We start from the raw sequence: 23,862 nt of genomic DNA, 5'->3' as shown, positions 1-23,862 counted from the left end.
CTGCACATTTGTCCGGCACTTTGTGTGCAAGAAAAATCACCATAGCACATTGTTCGACCTGCAACCGGATAGTTCACGAGGCGAAAGCGGCCCGTCTGGGGCATCACGCCGCCAGTACCAGCCGGTCGTTGGCGACCGCGAAGCCGAAATTCTCGTAGAAGCGCTTGGCTGCGCCCTCGCCCACCACCGCCTCGACCTGCACCGCGCGGCGCTGGCGCGACCATTCGACGGCGGCTGCGAGGAGACGACGGCCGATGCGGCGGCCGCGGTGGTCGGCGCGCACGACGAGATTGTCGACCTCGATGATCTTGTGGACGCCCACGCCTTCGAGCGGGACCAGCCTCGTCACGAGGACCGCAACCGCGAGCACGCCCATCTCGCTTTGCGCCACCAGCAACGTCGTGCCGGGCGTTTCGAGCCATGTCAGCACCTGCTCGCGCGCGTTCTCGCCGCCGTCGAGCAGATCGGCGAGATCGTCGATGTCGCGTGGCCCCGCCAGCCTCACGCGGATGGCGAGGGGCAGGTGTTGCGGTTCAATGTCTGCTTCGATGATCGACATGTCGTCCTCCGGTTTGCGGGTTCCGCCGCGGCCCGGAGGCCAGTCCTAAAACACGAAAGCCGCCGGGATGCGGCGGCTTCGTTGAGTCATGACCCTTCGCGCCGCCTATGTCAGGGGCGTAAAATACCAAGCGTTGCGGGTGCAGGTCGTGAACATGGAGATTCTATAAGCTTCCGGTCGTGGGCCTGTCAACGACGACAGGTATTCCATCCACCCGTGTCATCCCGAGCGAAAGCGAGGGATCCTTGCTGTAGACGAAAGATCCTTCGCTGCGCTCAGGATGACACGTGGTAGATTTATGAGGCCTCAGGCCGTCACTCCGCCGCGACGGCCATCGCCTGCTTGAGGCCAGGCATGGTGAAGCCGAGCTTGTCGAGCTTCTCGATCATGTCGCGGCCGGTCTTCTCGTCGATCTCGACCAGCGGCGGACGCACCGGGTTCCAGTGTGGGTCGGCGCCGTAATGCGCGATCACGTACTTCAGCGCCGGGATCATCACATAGCCCTGCATGACGCCGCGGACCTCGTTGATCCACGCCTGCAGCCTGTCGCCTTCCGGCGTGCCATAGGCCTTGATCGTCTCGGCGATCTTGCCCGGGTTGATGTTGGCCGTGGCGCTGATGCAGCCGACGCCGCCCGCCTTGAGGTTCTCCAGGATAGGCTTCTCGTTGCCGGAGAAGACGTCGAAACCGTCCTTGGCGAAGGCGTCGATCATGCTCTTGGTGTGGGGCCAGTCGTCCGACGAATCCTTCATGCCGGCGATCTGCTTCGGATAGGCCTTCATCAGCCGCTCGACCAGCTTGTGCGTGATCGGCACGCCCGAGACCCCGGGGATATGATAGAGATAGACGCGCAGGCGGTCGTCGCCGACCCGCTGCACGACTTCCGAGTAGAAGCGGAACAGCCCCTCCTCCGGAACACCCTTGTAATAGAAAGGCGGCAGCATCAGCACGCCGCCGACGCCGAGCTTCACCGCATGCGCGCTCACCTCGGCCGCCTCGGTGATCGAGCACGCGCCGGTGCCGGGCATCATGCGCGCGGTCGGCACGCCAGCCGCGACGACGGCTTCGAGCAGGCTCATGCGCTCCTTCGCCGACAGCGAATTGGCTTCCGAGTTGGTGCCGAAGACCGCGAGGCCGCAATCCTGGCTGATCAGCCACTTGCAGTGAGCGATGAAGCGGCCGACATCGGGCGACAGGTCTCGCTTGAAGGGCGTGACGACGGGCGAAAGAACGCCTTTGATCCGTGCTGCGACCATGATCTTATTTCTCCCGGGAATGGCGCGCCTTTTCTGCAACGAAGCGCCGGAGACGTCCAGTGTCACCATCTCTCAGCGAAATCCTGCCCGAAGACGGCACTTCGGGCACCCTGGTCGGCCGCGTCTGGCGCGCCGGCACGCCGGCCGGGCCGTCGGTCGTGGCGCTGCGGGGCGACGGCGTGTTCGACCTCTCCGCGACCGTCGCGACGATGGCCGATCTCTGCAACGCGCCCGATCCCACGGGCCTCGCGCGCAACACGCCGGGCGAACGCATCGGCACCTTGCAGGACCTCGTGGGCGACCTGCTGGCGCCGGTCGACCTGCAGGCCCTGAAAGCGGCCGGCGTCACTTTCGCCGTCAGCCTGCTCGAACGCCTGATCGAGGAGCACGCCAAGGGCGATCCCGCCCGCGCCGAGCAGGTGCGCGGCGAACTGAACTCGATCATCGGCGCCGACGTGAGCGCCATCAAACCCGGCTCGCCCGAGGCCGAGGCGCTGAAGAAGACGCTGATGGCGCGCGGCGCCTGGTCGCCCTACCTCGAAGTCGGTATCGGCCCCTATGCCGAGATCTTCACCAAGGCGCCGCCCATGGCCGCCGTCGGCTACGGTGCCGAGATCGGCATCCGGCCGGACTCCGACTGGAACAATCCCGAGCCCGAGGTGACGCTGATCGTCAGCGCCAAGGGAAAGATCGTCGGCGCGACCCTCGGCAACGACGTCAATCTGCGCGACATCGAGGGCCGCAGCGCGCTCCTGCTGGGCATCGCCAAGGACAACAACGCCTCCTGTGCGCTCGGCCCGTTCATCCGCTTGTTCGACGAGACCTTCTCGCTCGACGACGTGCGCCAGGCCAAGGTCGACCTCGAAGTCACCGGCCCCGACCAGTTCCGCCTGCGCGGGTCGAGCGACCTGTCGAAGATCAGCCGCGATCCCACCGATCTCGTCGCGCAGGCGATGAGCGCGCATCAGTATCCCGACGGCATGGCGCTGATGACCGGCACGCTGTTCGCCCCGACCGAGCCGCGCAAGCCCGGCGGCACCGGCTTCACGCACATGGTGGGCGACATGGTCTCGATCAGCTCGCCCAAGCTCGGCACGCTCACCAACAAGGTGGCGCATTGCGACAAGATCCCGCCCTGGACCTTCGGCGCGGGAGCGCTGATGCGTAACCTCGCGGCACGAGGGTTGCTGCGGTAATACGGACAAGAAGCTGGAAAGATCCTTCGCTACGCTCAGGATGACACCGTTGTTGGAATCGGCGCAGTGCGCAGATCTGAAAACAGGTGTCATCCTGAGCGTAGCGAAGGATCCTTCCTCATGTTCGGTGCCTCAACCCTGGTGAGCATGGATGCGAGAGAAGAAATGACCGACCTGACCCGCCTGCCCGCTTCCGAACTGCGCGAGCAGATCGCCGCAAGGAAAATCTCGCCCGTCGAGCTGACCGACGCCGTGCTCGCGCGGGCCGAGAAGCTGCAGCCGGTGCTGAACTGCTTCGTCACCCTGGTGCCCGAGCCGGCGCGCGCGGCCGCAAAGGCAGCCGAAGACGCGGTGATGCAGGGCAAGCCGCTTGGCCTCCTGCACGGCATTCCCTTCGCCGCCAAGGATCTCGTGAACACGGCGGGCGTTCGCACCACCTTCGGCTCGCTGCTCTACGAGAACAACGTGCCGAAGGAGGACGCTGTGTGCGCGGCGCGCGTGAAAGCCGCGGGCGGCATCCTGTTCGGCAAGACGACGACGCCGGAGTTCGGCCACAAGTCGCTGACCGACGGTCCGCTGTTCGGCCGCACGCGCAACGCCTGGAGCGCCAACCACACGTCCGGCGGATCGAGCGGCGGCGCGGCGGTGGCGGTCGCGGCCGGCATCGGCCCGATCGGCATCGCCACCGACGGCGGCGGCTCGACGCGCATTCCCGCCGCCATCAACGGCATGGTCGGGCTGAAGCAGAGCAACGGCGTGATCCCGCACAGCCAGGTGGCCGATGCGTTCGGGAACTACACCTACGTGACGCCGATGACGCGCACGGTGATGGACACCGCCCTGATGCTGCAGGCGATGGCCGGCCCGCATCCCTCCGACCCGTGGTCGATCGGCATCGAGCCGCCGGACTATCTCGCCGCCGCGCGCGCCGAGGGCGACCTCAAGGGCCGGCGCATCCTCTACAGCGCAACGCTCGGCAACACGATGGTCGCGAAGGACGTGCGCGCCGCCTTCGAACAATCGCTCGTGCGGCTGCGCGAGCTGGGCGCCGAGCTGGTCGAACTCACCGACACGCTGCCGGACCTGAGTTCCGCCTGGAAGGTGATCAACCATACGACCTGGAAAGCGCGCTTCGACGAGATGATCAAGCGCGACGGCAACCGCATGACCCCCTCGCTGGTACGGCAGGTGGCCGAGGCGGCGGACTGGTCGGGCGCCGACTACCAGCGCGCCATGTTCCAGCGCAGCGAACTCTTCCGGATGGTGCAGGGCTGGTTCGAAAAGGCCGACTTCCTGGTGACGCCGACCGTCTCGCGCACCGCGCTGCCGATCGACCAGGACCTGTTCGATCCGATCACCATCGACGGCGTCGAGGCGGGTGAGCTGCGGCGCAACTGGTTCCCATACACGATGCCGTTCAACATCACCGGCCATCCCGCCCTTTCGATCTGCAACGGCTACGATGCGGACGGCCTGCCGATCGCCCTTCAGATCGTTGGCCGCTTCCGCGACGAGGCCTCGGTGCTGCGGGCGGCCGCCCTCTACGAGGCGAGCGAGAGCTGGCTCGACCGCTGGCCCGACCTGTGAACCGTCGTTCCCCGCCCCGGGCCGCCTTTACCAAACCGGCTCAACCCCGACGGCGCCCGCCGCCGCTGACCGCCGAGGAGATACAGGCCCGCGTTCTCCACCGCGACGGGCTCATCCTGGTAATCGACAAGCCGGCCGGCCTTGCCGTGCATGCCGGTCCCAGCGGCGCGCCGAACCTCGAAGAATGCTTCGACGACCTGCGCTACGGCCTGCCGCGGCCGCCGTCGCTGGCCCACCGGCTGGATGCCGACACGGCCGGCGTGCTGGTGCTGGGACGGCATCCCAAGGCACTGGCGAAGCTCGGGCGGCTGTTCTCCGGCCGCGACACCGAGAAGACTTACTGGGCGGTCGTCGAAGGCGAACCTCCCGCCGACGAAGGCGTGTTCGACATGCCGTTGCTCAAGGTGAACACGCGCAGCGGCTGGTCCGTAAAGGTGTCGCCCGACGGCCAGCCCTCGGTGACGCGCTACAAGGTGCTGGGGCGCGCACCCGGGATGACCTGGCTCGAACTCAATCCCGAGACCGGCCGCACCCACCAGATCCGGGTGCATTGCGCCGCCGCCGGCTGCCCCGTGATCGCCGACCGGCTCTACGGCCGGGCCGAGCCGAACAACCAGCTTCACCTGCAATCGCACGGCATCGTGCTGCCGCTGTCGAAGAGCAAGCCGTCGATCGTCGTGACCGCCCCGCCACCCGCGCACATGCTGGCGGCGCTGAAAGCATGCGGCTTCAGTCCCGAGCCGTCACCCACACCCTGAGCTTGTCGCCGGCCTCGAAGCCGGCTTTCACCGCCGCCTTGAGCTCCCGGCCGGACTCGTAGCCGACCAGCGGCAGGCGCGGGAAGGTCTGGGCGGAAAGCAGGGTCAGGGATCGCCACACGGCCGCCGCATCGGATGTCTCAGCTACGACATTCGTGACGCCGACGACGTCCTCGGCGCGGTAGAGCATGAAGCCCGCCACGACCTTGAAGCCGCGGCGCCCCTTGAACATCGCGAAGGCCGGATCGTCGAACGGCAGGTCCGCGGTGCCCTTCTCCTCGCGGGTCCAGACGATGTCGCTGGACGGTCCCTCGCCCGGCATCTCGCTCCGGATCCAGTTCGCCTCGAACAGCACCTCGAAGCCGCGGCGCGACAGGTCGAGCTTGTTGAAACTGTCCTTCACCGACCAGCGGCCGGGCAGGTTCGATTTCTGCAGGATCTCGACGGTGCTCCGCTGCTCCTCCAGCGCCGTATCACCGACGGCCAGAGTGACGGCATTGGGATAGAAGCGCGGCACGGTCGCGGCATTGACCCACATATGTGGCAGCATGCGGCCCGCAGGGCCGTGCGCGCGGCAGACCGCATCGCACCAGCGCGCATTGTTGAAGGCGGCCGCGACGGTCCAGTCCTTCATGCGCGCACTTCCTCGCGCTGGAAGACCACGTAGGCGGCCGCGAAGACCACGATCATGCCGGCGATGAGACCGGTGATCTGTGGCCAGATCAAGAGCAGGCTCTGGTCGAACGGCAGCGGCGCGCCCATGATCGCACCGCGCATCTGCGCCGGCAGCATCGGCCCCAGGGTCCGCGTTTCCGGGCTCAGCAGGCCGAGCACCGCCTCGCTGAACAGGGTGCCCGGCGACAGGCGCATCAGGCCCATGGCGATATCCTGGACGGCGGCGTACTCCTCCAGGCTCCTGATCTCGCTGGGCGCCACGCCAGAGACGATCGCCGAGGCAAGCTGCGGCCACAGCAGGAAGAAGAACAGCCACAGGCCAAGCGCGCAGAGTGCCGAGGTCGCGGTCGAGCGGAAGACGACAGAGAAGAACATGGAAATGGCCAACCACACGCCGCCATAGGCGATGGCCACGATAAGGAATCCGAGGCCCCGCGCCACCTCGACGCCGCGCGGCGGTACGCCGAGCAGCAGCAGGCCCGCGCCGACCACGATCAGCCACAGCGCCACCAACGCCACGGCGAAGGTCGCGAGGCCCGCCAGGAATTTCCCGAGCAGCAGCGCATCGCGATAGATCGGCTGCGACAGGACACGGCTCAAGGTACGGCGATTGAACTCGCTGTTCACCGAATCGAAGCCCAGCCCGATGGCCATCAGCGGAATGATGAAGTTCAGCGCTGCGATGAAGGAGATGCCGACCTGCTCCGGCTCCAGGGTGAAGATGCGCAGGAACAGGAAGGAGTTGGGGTCGACGACTGTCCGCAATGTCTGTAGCGACGAGGCCACCGGAAACGCGCCGAAGGCGAGCACGAACAACGTCAGCACCATCATGCGGACGCTGCTGAGATGATCCGCCAGCTCCTTCATGAAGACCGGGCCGAGACCGGTGAAAGGCGAACCCTTACGGCGCACGGCGCCTTGGTCTGTCCGTCTCATGTCGTCCTGCAACCGAACCTCCTCATCCTGAGGAGGCGCGAAGCGCCGTCTCGAAGGATGGGCGACAAACATGGTGCTCGTGCACATGCTTCGAGACGCGCTCCTGCGGAGCGCTCCTCAGCATGAGGTTGGGAGTTTGATTCTGTTCTGCTCGACGAGACACTAGGCGGCACGGCGTGCCTCCTCGAAGTAGTGCGTGTAGACCTCTTCGAGGCTGGGCTGCAGGTCGGCGAGCCGGGTGAGCGAACCACCCGAGGTTACGATGCGATGGGCCACAGCCGCCCGCACGTCGCGGTTGGCCACCACGCGCCAGGCGCCACCCTTCTCCCCCGCAGGGCCTTCGGGCATGACCGTCTGCACGCCCTCGATACCGCGCAGGATGCCGGGAATGTCGGCACCCGAGGCCTCGACCAGGATCGGATGACCAGCGCCCAGCACCTGGTTGGCCAGTTCGACCACCGTGCCCATCAGCGCGATCCGTCCCTTGTTGAACAGCGCCACCCGATCACAGACGCTCTGCACGCGGTCGAGCAAGTGCGACGAGAGCAGCACGGCGACGCCCGCTCGCTTGAGGCCGCGGATCATCTCCAGCAGCTCGAAGGTCGAATGCGGATCGAGGCCCGACGTCGGCTCGTCGAGGATGGCGACCTCGGCCTTCTTCATCACGATCTCGGCAATGCCCAGACGCTGCCTCATGCCGCGCGAGAAGGTCGAGACGCGCTTGTCGAGCACGTCGGCCAGTTTCACGCTCTCCATGGCGTCGGCGATGCGCGTCTCGGCCTCGCGGCGCGGGATGGCGAGAAGCCTTGAGGTGTAGCGCAGGTTCTCGCGCGCCGTCAGGTGATCGTAGAAGCCGACCGCATCGGGCAGGTAGCCGACCCGGCGCTTGACCTCGAGCGGCTGGCGCACCGGATCGAAGCCCAGCACGTCCACGGAGCCGCCGCTGGTGTCGGTGAGGCCGAGCATCATCAGGATGGTGGTCGTCTTGCCGGCGCCGTTGGGTCCAAGCAGGCCGAAGATCTCGCCGCGCCGGATGGTGAAGTCGATCGCATCCACGGCACGATGGCTGCCGTAGAGCTTGGTCAGCCCGCGCGCCTCGATGACGGTATCGGCCATCGGCTGCTGCTAGCGGCGGCCGAAACGGGCGACCGCGCCCAGCAGGACCAGCAGCGCCACGGCGATGATGCCGATGCCCGCGATGCCCCACAGGGTCGAGGTGGTGACGCTGATACGGAAATCGGCGGACGCCTGCTCGCCGCGTGCGGCGGCGCGGAAGGACGCCATGTAGTCGCCGGCCACCGCCTTGTCGGCCGGCGTCACCAGCACCTGGACTTCCTTCTTGTCGCCCGGCGCGATGGCGGCGAGCGACCTGGGATTGAACTCGATCTTCCAGTTGGCCGGCACGGTTCCCGACAGCTCGACCTCGTCGACCGGCGCAGTGCCGTCGTTGTTCAGCACCAGCGTGTAGGTCGAGGTCTTGCCGATTTCGGCCTCGCCGCTCAGGCGACCGTCCTTGGCCGAGAGAACCAATTTGCCCTGTCCGCTCAGCTGCAGGGTGACGCGCATCTCCGCGGTGGCGCCTTCGGCGGCGACCTTCACCAACACGGGATAGTCGCCGGCCTTCACGTCGCGCGGCGGCGTCACCTTGAGCTTGATGTCCTTGGTCTGCCCGGCCTCGATGGGGATCGAGCTGATCTCGTTCGAGCCGAAGCCTTCCGTGAAGACGCTCTGGAAGTTGGCCGGCGCCTGCGCGGCCAGCGCCACGGTCAGGTCCTTGCCCGAATCATTGCCCACCGTGAGCGTGTACTCGAAGGCCGAGCGCGGCGTGCCACGAAGCGATGGCAGGCGCGATTTCAGGCTGAGCCTGGCAGGCGCCTCGGTGCCGACGGTGAGCGTGATCGGCAGGCTGGCCTGCTGCATCGGCCCCTTCGCCGTCAGCGTGACCGTCTGCGAGCCGGTCGGGGCATCCTTCGGCACCTCGACGCGGAGCTGCACCGTGACGTCCTGGTTGACGCCCGCCATCACGGCGCCGACCGGTTGGCCGCCGCCCAGCAGGTCGATCTTCCAGCCGGCGGGAACACCGGCCAGCGCCAGAGCCAGGGGCTCGGGCATCTGACCGGCATTGTTCACCTTCACACGGATGGTCGTGACCTCGCCCGCGCGCACGGTCTGCGAGGGATAGTCGGTGAGCAGGAACAGCCCCTTCACCCCCGACGGATCGCCCTGCGCATGCACGGCCGCGACCGGCAGGACGAAGAGGACGAACAGGAGGGCGATCAGTCGGCGCATGGTCGGGTTCCTGCGTGCCGGGTTCAGGCCGTGGCGCTCGGCCGGGCCTTCATGCGGCCCATCCAGGCCGTCAGGTTCTTGTTCGCGGGATCGAGCGGCTGGCCGACCTTCCCCAGGAATTCCAGGAAGGTGTACAGCAGGATGTCGGCCATCGTGAGCTTGTCGCCCGTAACGAACGGCTTCGATCCCATCTGCCCGTCGAGCCAGACGAGCTTCTTGCGCGCGCTCTCCTTCAGCCCATCCGCCGCCTCGGGAATGCAATGCAGGCGGTCCTGGAACATCTTCAGCCCCTGCGAGAAGCGGAAACCGTTGGCCGCGGGCTCGAGGATGTTGAGATCGATGCGGCGGACCCACATGCGCGTCGCCGCGCGCTCTTCCGGCGTGTCGCCGATCAGCGAGGGCGTGTCCTTCTTGATCTCGTCGATGTACTCGCAGATCGCGGTGATCTCGGCCAGCACCGTGCCGTCGTCGAGTTCGAGAGCAGGACACTGGCCGGCCGGATTGATCTTGAGAAAGGGCTCGCGCCGGTTCTCGCCACCGCGCAGATCGACCTCGACCCTCGGCACGTCGAAGCCCTTCTCGGCCATGAACATCCGGACCATGTGCGGGTTGGGGCCGACCGAATTATAGAATTTCACTTTGCTTTTCCTCCCTCGATGCCCCGAAGCGCTATCAAAGTCAGCGCCAGGGCTCCACGAGAATCTTGGTGTGGCGCTCGGGATTGCCCAGTTCCTCGAAGGCGCCCTTCACCTCGGCGAGGCCGACCTTGCCGGTGATCAGCGCATCGGCTTCGACCTGTCCCTCGGCCAGCAGGCGAAGGCAGCGCGCGAACTCGTCCGGCGTGTACCCCAGCACGAACTGGATCGAGAGTTCCTTCACGATGCCGAACAGCGGCTCGATGCGGTCAGGTTCCATGCAGACGCCAGCCACGACGATGCGGGCATCTCGCGGCGCCGCCTCGAAAACCTGCTGCAGCAGGCCCGGCACGCCGACGCATTCGAAGATCACGGCGCGCTTGCCCGGCGCCAGTTTCGCGTACGGCGATTCGACCTTGGGATCGATCACGATGTCGGCGCCCATCCTGGCGGCCAGCTCGCGCCGCTTGGGAGAGAAATCCGCCGCGATGATCGGATGGATGCCCTTCAGCCGCAGCCCGACGATGGCGGCCAGGCCTACCGGCCCGCAGCCGACGACCAGCGGCGCATCGTTGTCCTGCAGCGCCGCCTTCTCGACCGCATGGATACCGACCGCGAGCGGCTCGGTGAGCGCGGCATGGTCGGCCGACAGGCCGTTCGGCACTTCGAGCAGCAGAGGCGCCGCCAGCACCATCTGCTCGCCATAGCCGCCGGGGAAGTCGTTCGAGTAGCCGACCGTGCGGTGGCCGTCGGCCTGCGGGATCACCGGCATCGAGCAGACCAGCGTGCCCGGCTTCAGCTTGCGCTCGGTGCCGGGACCGTAATCCAACACCTCGCCGCAGAACTCGTGGCCGAACACCACGTCGCGCGAGAGGTCGAGCGGCACGCGGCCGGGAATGCGCTTGGACATCTCGACCATGTGCGGCGCATGCTTGGCATAGTGCAGGTCGGAGCCGCAGATGCCGCAGCACAACGTCCTGACCAGCACCTGCCCCGCCGCCGGCACCGGCGCCGGGACCTCGGCCACGACGATGTCACCGCCGCGCAGGACCGCCGCCCTCATTTGATGAACTCCCGCGTGGTGGCCACGAAATCATCGAGCCGGTCGTGCTGGACCCAGTGGCCGGCGCGCTCGAACTCCACGACCTGGGCGGTCTTGAAATGCTTGATGCGGCCGTCCTTCTCCGGATTGGAGGCCCAGCTTTCCTTGCCGTAGACCAGCAAGGTCGGGCAAGTGATCCGCGACCACAGCTCCTCGATCGCCTCGTAGCTCATGTCGTACGGCTGGTTGACACGCACATAGTTGTCGAACTTCCAGCTGTAGGTGCCGTCCTCGTTCTGGTTGACGCCCTGCTCGGTCAGGTGGCGGGCCTGCGCGGCTGAGAGATGCTTGTTCTCCTCCTGCATGCGCTTGAAGGCGTCCTCGATCGTCGGGTATTTGCGCGGCCCCCGGGCCGACAGCTTCCGCTGCTCGTCGATCCACTCGGTCATGCGTTCGCTCATCGGCTTGTTGCCGCGCTCGGCAATCACCTTGGGCGACGGCCCGAGGCCTTCGATCGCCACCAGCTTGCGCACCTTGTCGGGATGGATGCCAGTGTAGCGCAGGCAGATGTTGCCGCCCAGCGAATGCGCCACGATCGTCACCGGCGCCAGGTTCTGCTGGTGGATGAGCTGCGCCAGGTCGTAGATGTAGGCCGCCATCGAGTAATTGCCGTCCGGCGACCACTGGCTGTCGCCATGCCCGCGGAGATCGGGGCAGATCACGTGCCAGTCCTTGCGCAACGCCTGCGCCACCCAGTCCCAGTTCCGGCAGTGATCGCGCCCGCCGTGAACGAGGAGAAGCGGCGGCGCTTCCGGGTTGCCCCAGTCGACATAATGCAAACGCAGACGCTGTGAGAAGAAGACCCGCGAGGTGGGACCGGGCATGCCATTCAAGGTATTCATCCGGTCAATTTACCGGCTGCGGTCGCTTCGGCACAATGGAGGACATGACGCCCCTTCCGCCCTCGGCCGCCAGCGCAGAACACCTTACCGACGTGCTTCACCGGAATGGCGCGCTGGGCAGCGGCCGCGTCTCCGCCGTCTCGGTCGACAGGACGTTCCCGACAATACTGTCCCTCGTCCAGCGGCTGCGGCTCACCTACGAAGGCGCCTCCCCGGATGCGCCGACGTCGCTCATCTTCAAGACCGACCTGCCGAATCGTCCCGGGGCAAACTGGGAAAGCGGCCGAAAGGAAGTCGCTTTTTATACCACCGTCGCCCCTGCAACGCCGGATGGCCTCCTGCTCCGCTGCTTCGAGGCGCACCACGATGCAGCAAGCGGCGCATGGCACCTACTGCTGGAGGACCTGACCGACTCGCACCTGGTTGCGACGCAATGGCCGGTACCGCCGACGATCGCGCAAAGCGAGGCGATCGTTCGGACGCATGCAAGATTCCAGGCCGCGTGGTGGGACGATCCGCGACTGGGCGTGACGATCGGCACCTGGCCCGAGCCGAAGGCCGTCCGGGACTGGCTGAAGGATCTCGCAGCGTCCTATGCAAAGTTCGCGGACATGCTGGGCGACCGCCTGTCGGCGCAACGGCGCGCATTCTACGAGCGACTGTTCGACCAGGCGCCTCGCGTACTCCAGCGCTATCGTACGCGGCGCAACCTGACCCTCGTACAGGGCGATTCCCATACCTGGAACTGCTTCCTGCCGCGCGACGGTTCATCGGACACGGCCAGGCTGTTCGACTGGGATGCCTGGCGGCCGGCTTCCGGCGCCGAGGATCTCGCCTACATGATGGCGATGCACTGGTATCCGGACCTGCGCCAGCGTGCGGAAGGCCATCTGCTCGATTGTTTCCATGCCAAACTGACCAAACTTGGCGTGACGGGCTATGACCGGTCGTCGCTGCAGGACGACTATCGACTGGCCGTTCTGTGGCTGACGACCCGCCCGATCTGGATGCAGTCCGCCGGGATCCCGCCGGTGATCTGGTGGAACCATCTGGAGCGCATTCACCTGGCTGCCGACGATCTCGACTGCCGCGCACTGGTATCGTGACACGCAGGGGCGTTTGCGCGAAACTTTCCGCATGATGAGCCCCGAGCAGAACGAGCTGATGACCCGCGTCGGTCCGGGCACCCGGTGCGGCGCGTTGATGCGCCATTACTGGCATCCCGTGGCCCTCGCCGACGAGCTTCCCGCCGAACGGCCAGCCAAGGCGGTGCGCGTGCTGGGGCAGGATTTCGTGCTGTTCCGCGACGAGCGCGGCCGGCACGGCCTGCTCGACCGCGACTGCCCGCACCGCGGCGCCGATCTCGCCTTCGGCCGCCTCGAGGATGGCGGCCTTCGCTGCCTGTTCCATGGTTGGCTGTTCGACGTCGACGGCAAGTGCCTGGAGACGCCCGCCGAACCCGAGGGCAGCGTGCTCTGCCAGCGCGTCCGCCAGCGCAGCTATCCGGTCGTGGTGAAGAACGGCATCGTCTTCGCCTATCTCGGTGAAGGCGAAGCGCCCGCCTTCCCCGACTTCGACTGCTTTCTCGCGCCCGGTACGCACGCCTTTGCCTTCAAGGGACTGATCGAGTGCAACTGGCTGCAGGCGCTGGAGGTCGGCATCGACCCGGCGCACGCCTCCTACCTGCATCGCTTCTACGAGGACGAGGATACTGGCGCGGCCTACGGCAAGCAGTTCCGTTCCGCCTCCGCCGATTCCGAAATCCCGATGACCCGCCTGCTGCGCGACTTCCCCCGGCCCAAGCTCGATGTCGAGGCGACCGACTACGGCCTGCGCCTCTTCGCGCTGCGCAAGCTGAACGAGCAGCACACGCATGTGCGCGTCACCAACCTCGTCTTCCCCTACGCCTTCGTGATCCCGATGAGCGCGGAGATGACGATCACGCAGTGGCATGTGCCGATCGACGATACGAGCTGCTACTGGTACGCGATCTTCACCAGCTTCGGTAAGCCGGTCGACCATGCCGCGATGCGCGAGCAGCGGCTGAAGCTCTACCAGCTTCCCGACTATCGCCCGCTGATCGGCCGTCACAACGATTACGGCTACAGCGTCGCCGAACAGAAGAACCAGACCTTCACCGGCATGGGCTTCGACATCAACGTACACGACCAGTGGGCGGTCGAGAGCCAGGGCCGCATCCAGGACCGCACGCGCGAGCATCTCGGTACGACAGACAAGGCGATCGTCGCCTACCGCCGCATGCTGCTGTCGGCCATCGGCCAGGTCGGCAACGGCGAGCGGCCGATCATGTGGCTGGACTGCCAGCGCGCCGCCACGATCCGCGGTCCCGTCGCGATCGACGGGATGGGACCTACGGAAGGTTGGGAAGCCTACTGGAAGGACGTCGATGTGCGTCGCCGCCGCTCCTCGAGCTGGGCGGCAGACACTGTCCCTCCGCTGGTCGCGTAGCCATGACGCTGGTCGAACGCGCGGGCCTCTGGAACGAGGAACGCAAGGCCGCTACGCGCGAGGCCGAGCGGCGCATGAAGGCGGGCGAAATGTCCGTCGTACGCCTGGCCTTCGCCGACCAGCACGGCATCCTGCGCGGCAAGACGATCGTGGCGTCGGAAGTCGACGCGGCGCTGAAGAACGGCGTCGGCTTCACGACGACGATGCTGCTGAAGGACACGTCGCATCGGACGGTCTTCCCGGTCTGGCAGCCGGGCGGCGGCTTCGGCATGAAGGAGCTGGAGGGCGCGGCCGACGTGGTCATGCTGCCCGATCCCACGACCTTCCGCGCCCTGCCCTGGGCGCCGCACTCCGGCTGGATGCTGTGCGACATCTACTTCGCCGACGGCCGGCCGATGCCACTTTGCACCCGCTATATCCTGCGCAGGACGCTCTCGACCCTGGGAGATCGCGGCTACGATTTCGTCGCCGGCCTGGAAGTCGAGTTCCATCTGTTCAAGCTTGAGAAGGCGAAGCTGGGCGTCGGCGATGCCGGCCAGCCGGGCGAGCCGCCCGACGTGTCGCTGCTGAACCAGGGCTACCAGTACCTGACCGAGCAGCGCTACGACGAGATGGATCCGATCCTGGAGATCCTGCGCACCAATCTGGTCGATCTCGGCCTGCCGCTGCGCTCGCTCGAAGTCGAGTTCGGTCCAAGCCAGGTCGAGTTCACCTTCCGCACCGGCGCCGGCCTCGAGCCCGCCGACACGATGGTGCTGTTCCGCAGCGCCACCAAGCAGATCGCCCAGCGCAACGGCTTCCATGCCACCTTCATGTGCCGGCCGAGGCTCGCCAACGTCATGTCGAGCGGCTGGCACCTGCATCAGTCGCTGACCGACCGGAAGACGCACGCCAACGCCTTCGTCGACACCAACGAGACCCTGTCGGCGACCGGCAGCCACTACATGGCCGGCCTGCTCGAACATGCACGCGCCGCCGCCGCCTTCAGCACACCGACGCTCAACGGCTACAAACGCTATCGCCCCTTCTCGCTCGCGCCCGACCGCGCCATCTGGGGCCGCGACAATCGCGGCGTGATGGTGCGCGTGCTGGGCGGACCGGGCGATCCGGCGACGCATCTCGAGAACCGCGTCGGCGAGCCCGCCGCCAATCCCTACCTCTACATGGCGAGCCAGATCGTCTGCGGTCTCGACGGTCTCGACCGCAAGCTCGATCCCGGCCCCTCGGCCGACAAGCCCTACGAAGCCTTGGCGCCGCTGCTGCCGAGGTCGCTTGCCGAGGCGCTGGCGGCGCTCAGGGAGAACCACGTGCTGCGCGCCGGGCTCGGCGACTTCTTCGTCGACTACTACACGCGCCTCAAGCAGGCCGAGATCGACCGCTTCGAGCTGGAAGTCAGCGACTGGGAGCAGCGGGAGTATTTTTCGCTGTTCTGATTCGTCCGTCTGGATCAGAAGAGACCGCCATGAGCGCCATCGCCGTCGTCACCACCGTCGCCAACCGCAAGGACGCCCGTTCGCTCGCGCGGGCCCTGGTCGAAGCGAAGCTCGCCGCTTGTGCGCAAATCTCCCGGATCGAAAGTGTCTACACCTGGAAAGGCACCGTCGAGAGCGGCAAGGAATATCGCATCCTCTTCAAGACGCTCGACGAGCACTACGCCGCCGTCGAGCGCGCGATCCTGGACCTGCATCCCTACGAGGTGCCTGCGATCCACGCTTTCCCGATGGTGCACGTCTCTCCGGCCTACGCCGCGTGGATCGAGGAGAGCGTGGCCGTCTAGGCCCGGCCGCTCTCCAGCATTTCCGTCCAGCGCTTCTGCATTTCTTCCGGACTTACGACTTCCTTCGTCGCGGCGAGGAACCAGCGATAGCCAAAGGGGCAGGCAATCATGCCGGAGCGGTCGCCGTAGAACTGGTCCTGCACAGGCCGCACCAGGGTCGCCCCTGCCGCAACCGCGCGCTCGACGGCTTCGTCGGCGTCGGGCACGGCGATGTGGAACGCAACGGGAGAACCACCGATGGCGCCCGGGCTCCTCGCCCCGAAGTCAGGATATTCGTCGTTCATCATCAGCACCGTGTCGCCGATACGGATCTCGGCATGCCCGACCCGGCCCGCCGGCTCGACCAGCCGGAACAACTCCACTGCGCCGAAGGCCCTGGCATAGAAATCGATCGCGGCTTTTGCGTCGTGCACCGTCATGTGCGCCCGCACAGTCTGACCCGCGGGTGCGGTCTTTGCGGTCATGGCATCACCTGTGTTATATTACGTTACGTATCGTAACGTTAATAGATGCCTCGTCAAGCCTCCTCAGCCCCACCGGTCCGCGGCCGTCCCCGCGATCCGCGGACCCGTGCCGCCATCCTCATCGCAGCGCGGGCGTTGCTCGAGCGTGGCGGCCTGACAGCCGTCACCATCGAGGCGATCGCGCAGAGCGCCGGCGTGAGCCGTCCCACCATCTATCGCTACTGGCCGAACGCCCCCGCCGTGGCCATGGCGGCGTTCCTTGAGACGACTGGCGCCGCCGAGGCGTCCAGCAAGCCGCGAAACGCCCTCTCCGCCTTGCGCGCGCAGCTTCATGCGCTGGCAGATGCTTTCGCCGCGCCTGCCGGCCGAAGCGTCGCGGCCATGGTGGCGGCCGCCCAATCGGAGACCGAACTCGCCAAGGCTTTCCGCAACGAGTTCATCGCGCGCAACCGCGACGCTACCCGCGCTCTCCTGGAACGATGCGTAGCCGACAAGGCGATCGAGCCGCCGGAGGACATCGAGCTGACGCTCGACCTGGTGTTCGGTCCGCTTTTCTATCGCCTGCTGATGGGCCACGCGCCTATCACGCGGAGCTTCGTCGATCGGCTCGTAGACCAGGTCATCCGCGCACGATGCACCTGAAGCCGACATGGCTCGTCGTCGTGTCGATCTGCTCGGCGTGGCGCGCCGCGGGGCGATAGCGCTTGCAGTAGCTGGGGGCACAAAGATGCGAGCCGCCCTTCAGCACCTTGCGCGCGATGCGCACGGGATCGCGCGGATCGTAGCTCTGTTCCAGTGTTGCACCGCGCGGATTCTCCGGCACGCAGCAGGCTTTGGCGGCATCGGGCGCGTGCTTGGCAGCATACCAGTCGGTCGTCCATTCCCAGACGTTGCCGATCATGTCGTACAGGCCGTAACCGTTCGCCGGATAGGCCTTCACGGGCGAGGTGCGCGCGAAGCCGTCGGCGCGGGTGTTCTCGTGTGGAAAAGCGCCCTGCCAGGTGTTGGCCATGTGCTTGCCGCCGGGAGTGAGTTCGTCACCCCAGGCGAACTCCGCGCCGTCGAGCCCGCCGCGCGCGGCGAACTCCCATTCGGCTTCCGTCGGCAGTTCCTTGCCGGCCCACTTCGCATAGGCCTCGGCATCGCGATAGGCGATCTGCACGACCGGATGCTCGTCGAGCCCGCCGATATGGCTGCCCTTGCCGTAGGGCCGCCGCCACGTCGCCCCGAAGGTGAAGCGCCACCACTGGCTCCAGTCGACGAGATCGACGGGCTTCGACGGCGGGGTGAATACGAGGCCGCCGGCCTTCAGCATCCCGGGACGTGCGCCGGGATAGTCCTTCGGGTCGGGGTCGATCTCGGCCCAGGTGACGTGGCCGGTCGCCTCGATGAACCCGCGGAACTGCGCGTTCGTGACAGGCGTCTCGTCCATCCAGAAACCGGACACCGTTACGGTGTGAACCGGCTTCTCCTCGACATAGTGATGGTCTGAGCCCATGCGGAACGTGCCGCCGGGAATGCGGACCATCCCGGGGTGCGATGTGGCGGCTCCGGTAACGTGGCTCATGGCGCTCAGTCCTACACGCCTCTCGGCCCTGCCGCCACGCGAGGCGGCAGGGAGGTCGGATGGCGAATGGCCGGGCGACGGCCTTCCTAGTTCGCGCCCTGCGGGGGAGCGGTGAGTTTGTTAAGCACGCCCTCGAGGTTGAACGAGCCGGGCTTCTGGCGCGGCGGGAACTCAACCAGCGTCTTGATGAAATTGTTCACGTACACCTGCGCCGGCACCAGCAGGAAGATGCGATCGATGCGCCAGCGACCGTAGCCCATCCCCTCGTGGTCGGCGCGCTCGAACGGATCGGCCCTGAGGTCGAACAGCTTCGGCACGCGCAGGGTCACCATCGGATCCTGCCAGACGTCGAACCCGTGCTTGCGCTGCTCCATGAAGGCCAGCTTCCACTTGTCGTAGCGGAGGCCCGCCAGTCCGCCGTCGTCTGTCCAGTAGAAGAACTCCTTTCGCGCGCTGCCGGTGCCGTTCTTCAGCAGCTCGCGCTGGTCGTAGCCGTCGAGATGGACCTTGAAGCTCTTGGCTCCGAAGGTGGCGCCCTGCTTCAGCTTGGCCGCAAGATCCGTCTCGCCAGCCGCGGCCAACAGGGTCTGCAGCCAGTCCTCAGCCGAGAAGACCTCGTTGATCTCGGTGCCGGGCTTTACCAGGCCCGGCCAGCGCACCATGGCGGGCACGCGATAGCCGCCCTCCCAGTTGGTGTTCTTCTCGCCGCGGAACGGAGTGGTGCCGCCATCGGGCCAGCTCATGACCTCGGCGCCGTTGTCGGTCGTGTAGATCACGATCGTATTGTCGGCGATCTTGAGGTCGTCGAGCTTCTTCAGGAGTTGGCCGACCTGCCCGTCATGCTCGACCATCCCGTCGGCGACGACGCCGAGACCGGTCTTGCCCTCGGACGAAGGCTTGAGGTGCGTCCAGATGTGCATGCGCGAGGAATTGACCCAGGCGAAGAACGGCTTCTTGTCGCGATTCGCGCGGTCGATGAAGTCGAGCGACGCCGCAACGAATTCCTCGTCCACCGTCTCCATGCGCTTCTTTGTGAGCGGACCGGTGTCCTCGCACTTCTGCTTGCCCCACTTGCCGAAGCGCGGGTCCTCGCCCGGGGTTTCCGTCGCCGTGGCAACGCACTTCAGCACGCCGCGCGGGCCGTACTTGGCCTTGAAGGTCGGATCCTTGGGATAGTCGATGTTCTCGGGCTCCTCCTCGGCATTGAGGTGGTAGAGGTTGCCGAAGAACTCGTCGAAGCCATGCACGGTCGGCAGAAAGTCGTTGCGGTCGCCCAGATGGTTCTTGCCGAACTGCCCGGTCACGTAGCCCTGCGGCTTCAGCAGGTCGGCGATGGTCGGATCCTTCTCCGACAGTCCCTCGGGAGCGCCGGGGAGGCCGACCTTGAGCAGGCCGGTCCGGATCGGCGACTGGCCGGTGATGAAGGCCGCGCGCCCCGCCGTGCAGGATTGCTGGCCGTAATAGTCGGTGAAGATCGCGCCTTCGCGGGCGATGCGGTCGATGCTGGGCGTGCGGTAGCCCATCATGCCGCGGTTATAGGCGCTGATGTTCCAGTAGCCGATGTCGTCACCGAAGATGACCAAGATGTTGGGCTTGGCCGGGGTCTGGGCCTGTGTCGGGACCACCCCGCCCGAGATGCCGACGAGGAGCGCCGCCGCCGACAACAGCCGCCTGATCGAGTTTTTTGCCATAGTCCGCCCTCCTGTTTATCAGCGGAAATATGTTCTGTTGGGCGATGCAGAGCAACACAACGAACGATGCGGTTTATGAATGGATATCGACCTCACGCTCTCGTCTTCGCGAAGCACCGTCACTTCGGACGAGCCGCGTCGCTCGCGAAGAGAGATCCATCAAGGCGCTCCTGATCTCGACGGACGACCACGCGTGCGGCAGGCCGCCCTTGCCGTCTGCAGCCCTGCGTTGCGGCTGGTCAGCCGCGGACGCGGCTGAGGACGGCCTCGGTTTCGCGCACCATCGACTTCACCAGCTCGCCCGCCGGCATCTCGCGCGCCAAGGTCGGCGCCTGCCCGCTCCACAGCGGCGTGAAGTCGGTCGAGCCTGTGGACTCGGCCGGCCCCCGCAGCGGCTGGGTGGCCTCGGCCGTCAGCGGAAAGGCCGGCGCCTCCAGGCTCATTGGTCCCACCTCGCGGACGATCCGATTCACGATGCCGCGCGCAGGCCGGCCGGTGAAGACGTTGGTGAGAACCGTGCTGTTGTCGCCCGCCTTCTTCAGCGCTGCGCGATGCAGCGCGCCCGTTCGAGCTTCCGGCGACAGCATGAAAGCCGTCCCGATCTGTGCGCCTGCCGCGCCCAGCGCCAGCGCCGCCGCGATGCCACGGCCATCGCCGATGCCCCCAGCCGCGATCACCGGAACCTTCACTGCGTCGACAACCTGGGGCACCAGTGCCATCGTGCCCGCCTGACGTGCGATATCGTCGTCGAGGAACATGCCGCGATGGCCGCCCGCCTCGGCGCCCTGGGCGATGACGGCATCGGTGCCCTCGCCTTCGAGCCATCTTGCTTCCTCGGCCGTCGTCGCCGAAGCGATGACGACGATGCCGGCGGCCTTGAGGCGCTGCATCAGCGTCTTCCCAGGCAGGCCGAAATGGAAGCTCGCCACCTTGGGCATGAATTCCAGCACCAGGTCACAGGCGGCGGCATCGAAGGCGGCGCGCGACGGTCCCTTGGTGCCCGGTGCCACGCCCAACTCCTCGTAGTATCCCGCGAGCTTCCTGCGCCACGCCGCGTCGCGCGCGGCATCGACCGTCGGCGGCTTGTGCACGAAGAAATTCACGTTGAAGGGCTTGGCCGTGCCCTGCTTCACCATCTGGAATTCCTGCCGCAGGCCATCCAGCGTCAGCATCGCGCCCGCAATCGAGCCCAGCGCACCGGCCTCGGAGGCCGCGACAGCCATCTGTGGCGAGGTCACGCCGGCCATTGGCGCCTGGAGGATGGGATGCTCGATGCCGAAAAGATCGAGAAGGCGGCGGTCCTGCCAGTTCATGGCTGTTCTCCTGTTCACCGTTGCAGTCTAGGCGACATGCGGCATTCCAATCAGTGATTTATATTAATCAATACCATCTGATAATCTGATGCCATGGATGCAAAGGATCTCGCCACTTTCGAAGCGGTGGCGCGTCTCGGCGGCATGGGTCGCGCCGCGCGCGAACTGAATACGGTGCAGTCGAACGTGACGCAGCGCGTACGCCGCCTCGAGGACGCGCTGGGGGTGTCCCTCTTCGAGCGCAGCCGGGCGGGCGCCCGCCTCACGCCGGCCGGCCAGCGATTGATGCCCTATGCGACACGCGTGGGCGCGCTGCTCGATGAAGCCGGCCGTGCCGCCCGCGACGATGGCGCGCCCCGCGGCACGCTGACCGTCGGCTCGCTGGAAACGACCGCGGCACTGCGGCTTTCACCCCTGCTCGCCTCCTATGTACGCGCCCACCCCGGCGTCGATGTCGTGCTGCGCACCGGCACGACGGCCGAGATGGTGGAACGCGTTCTGAGCCGCGACCTCGAAGGCGCGTTCGTCTGCGGGCCCGTCGTCCATCCGCAACTCGTCTCCGTGCCCTCCTTCGCCGAGGAACTCGCGTTCCTGACCGCCCCGACAGAATCGTCCCTGACATCGGCGCTGAAACATCCGGACCTGCGCCTCGTCATCCTACGGGCGGGCTGCTCCTACCGGCAGCGTCTGGAGGAGCTGCTGGCGCGGCGCGGCGTGGTCGGCCTGCGCCGCCTGGAATTCGGCACGCTGGAGGCCATCCTGGGTGCCGTGGCGGCCGGGCTCGGCGTGACTCTGCTGCCGCGCACCCTGATCGGCCCCGCATGGCGCGGCGGATCCGTGCGGGCACATCGCCTGCCCGCATCGGAATCGCGTGTGCAGACGGTCTTCGTCCGCCGCCGCGACATGCTTCCCTCCAGCGCCCTGCTGGCCTTCCAGAAGCACGTTACCAGGGGAGACGCCAAATGATGCGCGGCAGCACCACGGTCTTCACCGTCGCGGACGTGGCGGCCAGCCTCGCCTACTATCGCGACCGCGTCGGCTTCGACGTCGCTTTCGAGTACGGCGCTCCAACCTTCTATGCCGGTCTGTGCTCGGGCGAGGTTTCCCTTCACCTGATCGCGGCCGCGCAGGCCCCGCGCCCGCCCGGCCATGGAGCCGTCGTCATCTTCGTCGACGATGTCGACGCGCTGCATGCCGATCTCCTGCGCCGGGGTGCGATCATTCTGAATCCGCCCGAGGATCGGGATTATGGACTGCGCGACTTCGGCATTGCGGATGCCGACGGCAACATGATCTTCTTCGGCACCGAAACGAAGCAGCGTTGAGCGAGGGTAAAATGGAGCTTTGGCAGTACGACGCGACCGACCTGGCGCGCCTGATCCGCACCGGGCAGGCCTCGGCGCGGGAAGCGGTCGATTCCGTCCTCGCCCGCCTGCACAAGGTCAATCCCGCGATCAACGCCGTCGTGCGCGTGCTGGAGAGCGAAGCCCGCGCCGAGGCTGAGACAGCCGACGCCGCGCGCGCGCGCGGCCACGCCCTGCCGCCGCTGCACGGCGTTCCCGTCACAACCAAGATCAACGTCGACCAGGCCGGCCTGCCAACCGACAACGGCGTCATTCCGCTGAAGGACCTGATCGCGCAGGAAGACAGTCCCGTCGTCGCCAACCTGAAGCATGCCGGCGCGATCATCGTGGGCCGTACCAATGCGCCCGCCTTCTCGATGCGCATCTTCTCCGACAATGCCCTGCACGGCCGCACGCTCAATCCGCGCGATCCCAGTGTGACGCCCGGTGGCTCGAGCGGCGGCGCGGGGGCCGCAACGGCAACCGGCATCGGCGCGATCGCCCACGGCAACGATATTGGCGGCTCGGTGCGCATCCCCGCTTACTGCAACGGCGTGGTCGGCCTGCGCACCGGGTTTGCCCGTATTCCCTCCTTCAATCCGACCGGGGCCGCCTCCGGCCGCCCGATCGGTGCGATCCTGATGGCGACCCAGGGCCCGCACACCCGCACCGTGCGCGATGCACGCCTGGCCCTCGAAGTCATGGCGCGGGGCGATCGGCGCGACTGGCGATGGAACGACGTGCCGATGCGCGGCGCCCCTCCGGCGCGGCCGATCAGGGTCGCGATCGTGCCGGAAGTGCCCGGCGGCAAAAGCCACCCCGCCCAGGTCGCGGCGGTGCGGCTGGCCGGCAAGCATCTCCGCGGGGCCGGCTATGTCGTGGAAGAGATCCTGCCGCCCGACATCGAGCGCTGCGTCGAGTTGTGGCACCAGATCTGCGTCACCGATGTGTTCGGAGGCCTGTGGCCGATGATGCAGAAGATGGGCGATCCGGATGGGATCGCCGCCATGCAGGCCTGGCTCGCCATCCACAAGCCGGTCGATCTCGCGACTTACATCGGCGCCCTGACGGAACGCGAGGCGCTGCTGTTCAAGTGGATGACCTTTATGCAGCAATGGCCGCTGGTCATCTTCCCGACCTTGTGCGACCTGCCGCCCAAGCAGGTGGCCGACATCACGCCGGACGGCCAGCGGGGTGTGCTGGAATCCATGCGGTCCGCCCTGGTCGCGCCGCTGTTCGGCCTGCCCGGCCTCGCCGTGCCGGTCGGAAGCCACGGCAAGCTGCGGACCGGCGTACAGATCATGGCGATGCGCAACCGCGAGGACCTCTGTCTCGACGCCGGCGAGGTGATCGAGGCGGCCGAAGGGATCGTGACGCCGATCGATCCTGCGGGCGCCTGACCT

The 23,862-nt window shown here is 66.8% G+C and carries 24 protein-coding genes; 11 read left to right on the top strand and 13 right to left on the bottom strand.

Translation table 11 applies throughout. The annotated features are described in order from the left end of the window. Nucleotides 1–103: 103 nt before the first annotated feature. Both KQ910_RS18205 and KQ910_RS18200 read right to left on the bottom strand, forming a co-directional pair. Entirely contained in the window at nt 104–559 is a 456-nt protein-coding gene (locus KQ910_RS18205; protein ID WP_216963388.1) for a GNAT family N-acetyltransferase, read from the bottom strand. A gap of 314 nt (nt 560–873) precedes the next feature. Further along, entirely contained in the window at nt 874–1,815 is a 942-nt protein-coding gene (locus KQ910_RS18200; RefSeq protein WP_216963384.1) for a dihydrodipicolinate synthase family protein, read from the bottom strand. Between the two features lie 59 nt (nt 1,816–1,874). Here KQ910_RS18200 and KQ910_RS18195 point away from each other — a divergent pair, with 59 nt between their 5' ends. From KQ910_RS18195 to KQ910_RS18185, 3 genes are all read left to right on the top strand, one after another. Beyond that, nucleotides 1,875–3,011, top strand: a complete 1,137-nt coding sequence (locus KQ910_RS18195) for a fumarylacetoacetate hydrolase family protein (RefSeq protein WP_216963381.1) — start codon at nt 1,875–1,877, stop codon at nt 3,009–3,011. A gap of 165 nt (nt 3,012–3,176) precedes the next feature. Beyond that, nucleotides 3,177–4,598: an amidase gene (locus KQ910_RS18190; RefSeq protein WP_216963379.1), complete on the top strand. Its 1,422-nt coding sequence runs from the start codon at nt 3,177–3,179 to the stop codon at nt 4,596–4,598. 65 nt (nt 4,599–4,663) lie between these two features. Then, nucleotides 4,664–5,356, top strand: a complete 693-nt coding sequence (locus KQ910_RS18185; RefSeq protein ID WP_216963979.1) for an RluA family pseudouridine synthase — start codon at nt 4,664–4,666, stop codon at nt 5,354–5,356. Here the strand turns inward: KQ910_RS18185 and KQ910_RS18180 are convergent. The 7 genes from KQ910_RS18180 to KQ910_RS18150 all read right to left on the bottom strand — a co-directional run bounded on the left by KQ910_RS18180 (nt 5,328) and on the right by KQ910_RS18150 (nt 11,835). After that, nucleotides 5,328–5,990: a hypothetical protein gene (locus KQ910_RS18180; RefSeq protein ID WP_216963376.1), complete on the bottom strand. Its 663-nt coding sequence runs from the start codon at nt 5,988–5,990 to the stop codon at nt 5,328–5,330. The genes KQ910_RS18185 and KQ910_RS18180 overlap by 29 nt on opposite strands. After that, the gene (locus KQ910_RS18175; RefSeq protein WP_229600446.1) at nt 5,987–6,967 is read right to left on the bottom strand and encodes an ABC transporter permease; all 981 of its coding nucleotides are present in this window, start codon (nt 6,965–6,967) and stop codon (nt 5,987–5,989) included. The genes KQ910_RS18180 and KQ910_RS18175 overlap by 4 nt, the downstream gene beginning before the upstream one ends. Before the next feature lie 162 nt (nt 6,968–7,129). After that, nucleotides 7,130–8,083: an ABC transporter ATP-binding protein gene (locus tag KQ910_RS18170; protein ID WP_216963373.1), complete on the bottom strand. Its 954-nt coding sequence runs from the start codon at nt 8,081–8,083 to the stop codon at nt 7,130–7,132. 9 nt (nt 8,084–8,092) lie between these two features. Continuing rightward, nucleotides 8,093–9,256 carry a COG1470 family protein gene (locus KQ910_RS18165; RefSeq protein ID WP_216963370.1) on the bottom strand — a complete coding sequence of 388 codons (1,164 nt, stop codon included), beginning with the start codon at nt 9,254–9,256 and terminating at the stop codon, nt 8,093–8,095. A gap of 23 nt (nt 9,257–9,279) precedes the next feature. After that, nucleotides 9,280–9,894 carry a glutathione S-transferase family protein gene (locus tag KQ910_RS27275; protein WP_216963367.1) on the bottom strand — a complete coding sequence of 205 codons (615 nt, stop codon included), beginning with the start codon at nt 9,892–9,894 and terminating at the stop codon, nt 9,280–9,282. A gap of 40 nt (nt 9,895–9,934) precedes the next feature. After that, complete coding sequence (locus KQ910_RS18155; RefSeq protein WP_216963364.1) at nt 9,935–10,954, bottom strand: zinc-binding dehydrogenase; 1,020 nt, start codon at nt 10,952–10,954, stop codon at nt 9,935–9,937. Next, the gene (locus KQ910_RS18150) at nt 10,951–11,835 is read right to left on the bottom strand and encodes an alpha/beta fold hydrolase (protein WP_216963361.1); all 885 of its coding nucleotides are present in this window, start codon (nt 11,833–11,835) and stop codon (nt 10,951–10,953) included. The genes KQ910_RS18155 and KQ910_RS18150 overlap by 4 nt, the downstream gene beginning before the upstream one ends. 44 nt (nt 11,836–11,879) lie before the next feature. Here KQ910_RS18150 and KQ910_RS18145 point away from each other — a divergent pair, with 44 nt between their 5' ends. The 4 genes from KQ910_RS18145 to cutA are packed head-to-tail and all read left to right on the top strand — an operon-like array spanning nt 11,880 to nt 16,081. After that, entirely contained in the window at nt 11,880–12,941 is a 1,062-nt protein-coding gene (locus KQ910_RS18145) for a protein kinase family protein (RefSeq protein WP_216963358.1), read from the top strand. A gap of 31 nt (nt 12,942–12,972) precedes the next feature. Beyond that, a complete protein-coding gene (locus KQ910_RS18140) occupies nt 12,973–14,304 on the top strand; it encodes an aromatic ring-hydroxylating dioxygenase subunit alpha (protein ID WP_216963355.1) in 1,332 nt (443 codons plus the stop codon). A 2-nt stretch (nt 14,305–14,306) separates the two neighbouring features. Next, a complete protein-coding gene (locus KQ910_RS18135) occupies nt 14,307–15,737 on the top strand; it encodes a glutamine synthetase family protein (protein WP_216963353.1) in 1,431 nt (476 codons plus the stop codon). Nucleotides 15,738–15,766: 29 nt separating this feature from the next. Continuing rightward, on the top strand, nt 15,767–16,081 hold the full coding sequence (gene cutA / locus KQ910_RS18130; RefSeq protein WP_216963351.1) for a divalent-cation tolerance protein CutA: 315 nt from the start codon (nt 15,767–15,769) through the stop codon (nt 16,079–16,081). Here the strand turns inward: cutA and KQ910_RS18125 are convergent. Then, the gene (locus tag KQ910_RS18125; protein ID WP_216963349.1) at nt 16,078–16,545 is read right to left on the bottom strand and encodes a VOC family protein; all 468 of its coding nucleotides are present in this window, start codon (nt 16,543–16,545) and stop codon (nt 16,078–16,080) included. The two genes, cutA and KQ910_RS18125, sit on opposite strands and share 4 nt — an antisense overlap. A gap of 45 nt (nt 16,546–16,590) precedes the next feature. Between KQ910_RS18125 and KQ910_RS18120 the strand changes: the two genes are divergently transcribed. Beyond that, a complete protein-coding gene (locus KQ910_RS18120; RefSeq protein WP_216963347.1) occupies nt 16,591–17,187 on the top strand; it encodes a TetR/AcrR family transcriptional regulator in 597 nt (198 codons plus the stop codon). Here the strand turns inward: KQ910_RS18120 and KQ910_RS18115 are convergent. The 3 genes from KQ910_RS18115 to KQ910_RS18105 all read right to left on the bottom strand — a co-directional run bounded on the left by KQ910_RS18115 (nt 17,165) and on the right by KQ910_RS18105 (nt 21,116). Beyond that, nucleotides 17,165–18,112: a formylglycine-generating enzyme family protein gene (locus tag KQ910_RS18115; RefSeq protein ID WP_229600445.1), complete on the bottom strand. Its 948-nt coding sequence runs from the start codon at nt 18,110–18,112 to the stop codon at nt 17,165–17,167. The two genes, KQ910_RS18120 and KQ910_RS18115, sit on opposite strands and share 23 nt — an antisense overlap. A gap of 86 nt (nt 18,113–18,198) precedes the next feature. Further along, nucleotides 18,199–19,803 carry an arylsulfatase gene (locus KQ910_RS18110; protein WP_216963345.1) on the bottom strand — a complete coding sequence of 535 codons (1,605 nt, stop codon included), beginning with the start codon at nt 19,801–19,803 and terminating at the stop codon, nt 18,199–18,201. Between the two features lie 239 nt (nt 19,804–20,042). Next, on the bottom strand, nt 20,043–21,116 hold the full coding sequence (locus KQ910_RS18105) for an NAD(P)H-dependent flavin oxidoreductase (protein ID WP_216963343.1): 1,074 nt from the start codon (nt 21,114–21,116) through the stop codon (nt 20,043–20,045). Nucleotides 21,117–21,209: 93 nt separating this feature from the next. Between KQ910_RS18105 and KQ910_RS18100 the strand changes: the two genes are divergently transcribed. Genes KQ910_RS18100 through KQ910_RS18090 form a run of 3 tightly spaced genes read left to right on the top strand, consistent with a single transcriptional unit; the run spans nt 21,210 to nt 23,859 of the window. Then, on the top strand, nt 21,210–22,082 hold the full coding sequence (locus KQ910_RS18100) for a LysR family transcriptional regulator (protein WP_216963340.1): 873 nt from the start codon (nt 21,210–21,212) through the stop codon (nt 22,080–22,082). Then, on the top strand, nt 22,079–22,441 hold the full coding sequence (locus tag KQ910_RS18095; protein WP_216963337.1) for a VOC family protein: 363 nt from the start codon (nt 22,079–22,081) through the stop codon (nt 22,439–22,441). The genes KQ910_RS18100 and KQ910_RS18095 overlap by 4 nt, the downstream gene beginning before the upstream one ends. An 11-nt stretch (nt 22,442–22,452) precedes the next feature. Beyond that, on the top strand, nt 22,453–23,859 hold the full coding sequence (locus KQ910_RS18090) for an amidase (RefSeq protein ID WP_216963334.1): 1,407 nt from the start codon (nt 22,453–22,455) through the stop codon (nt 23,857–23,859). Nucleotides 23,860–23,862 lie beyond the last annotated feature (3 nt).

The sequence above is a fragment of the Reyranella humidisoli genome (assembly GCF_019039055.1).
GTDB lineage: Bacteria > Pseudomonadota > Alphaproteobacteria > Reyranellales > Reyranellaceae > Reyranella > Reyranella humidisoli.
The sequence above is the reverse complement of the archived record's forward strand: the minus strand, read 5'-3'. Positions and strand labels throughout refer to the sequence as shown.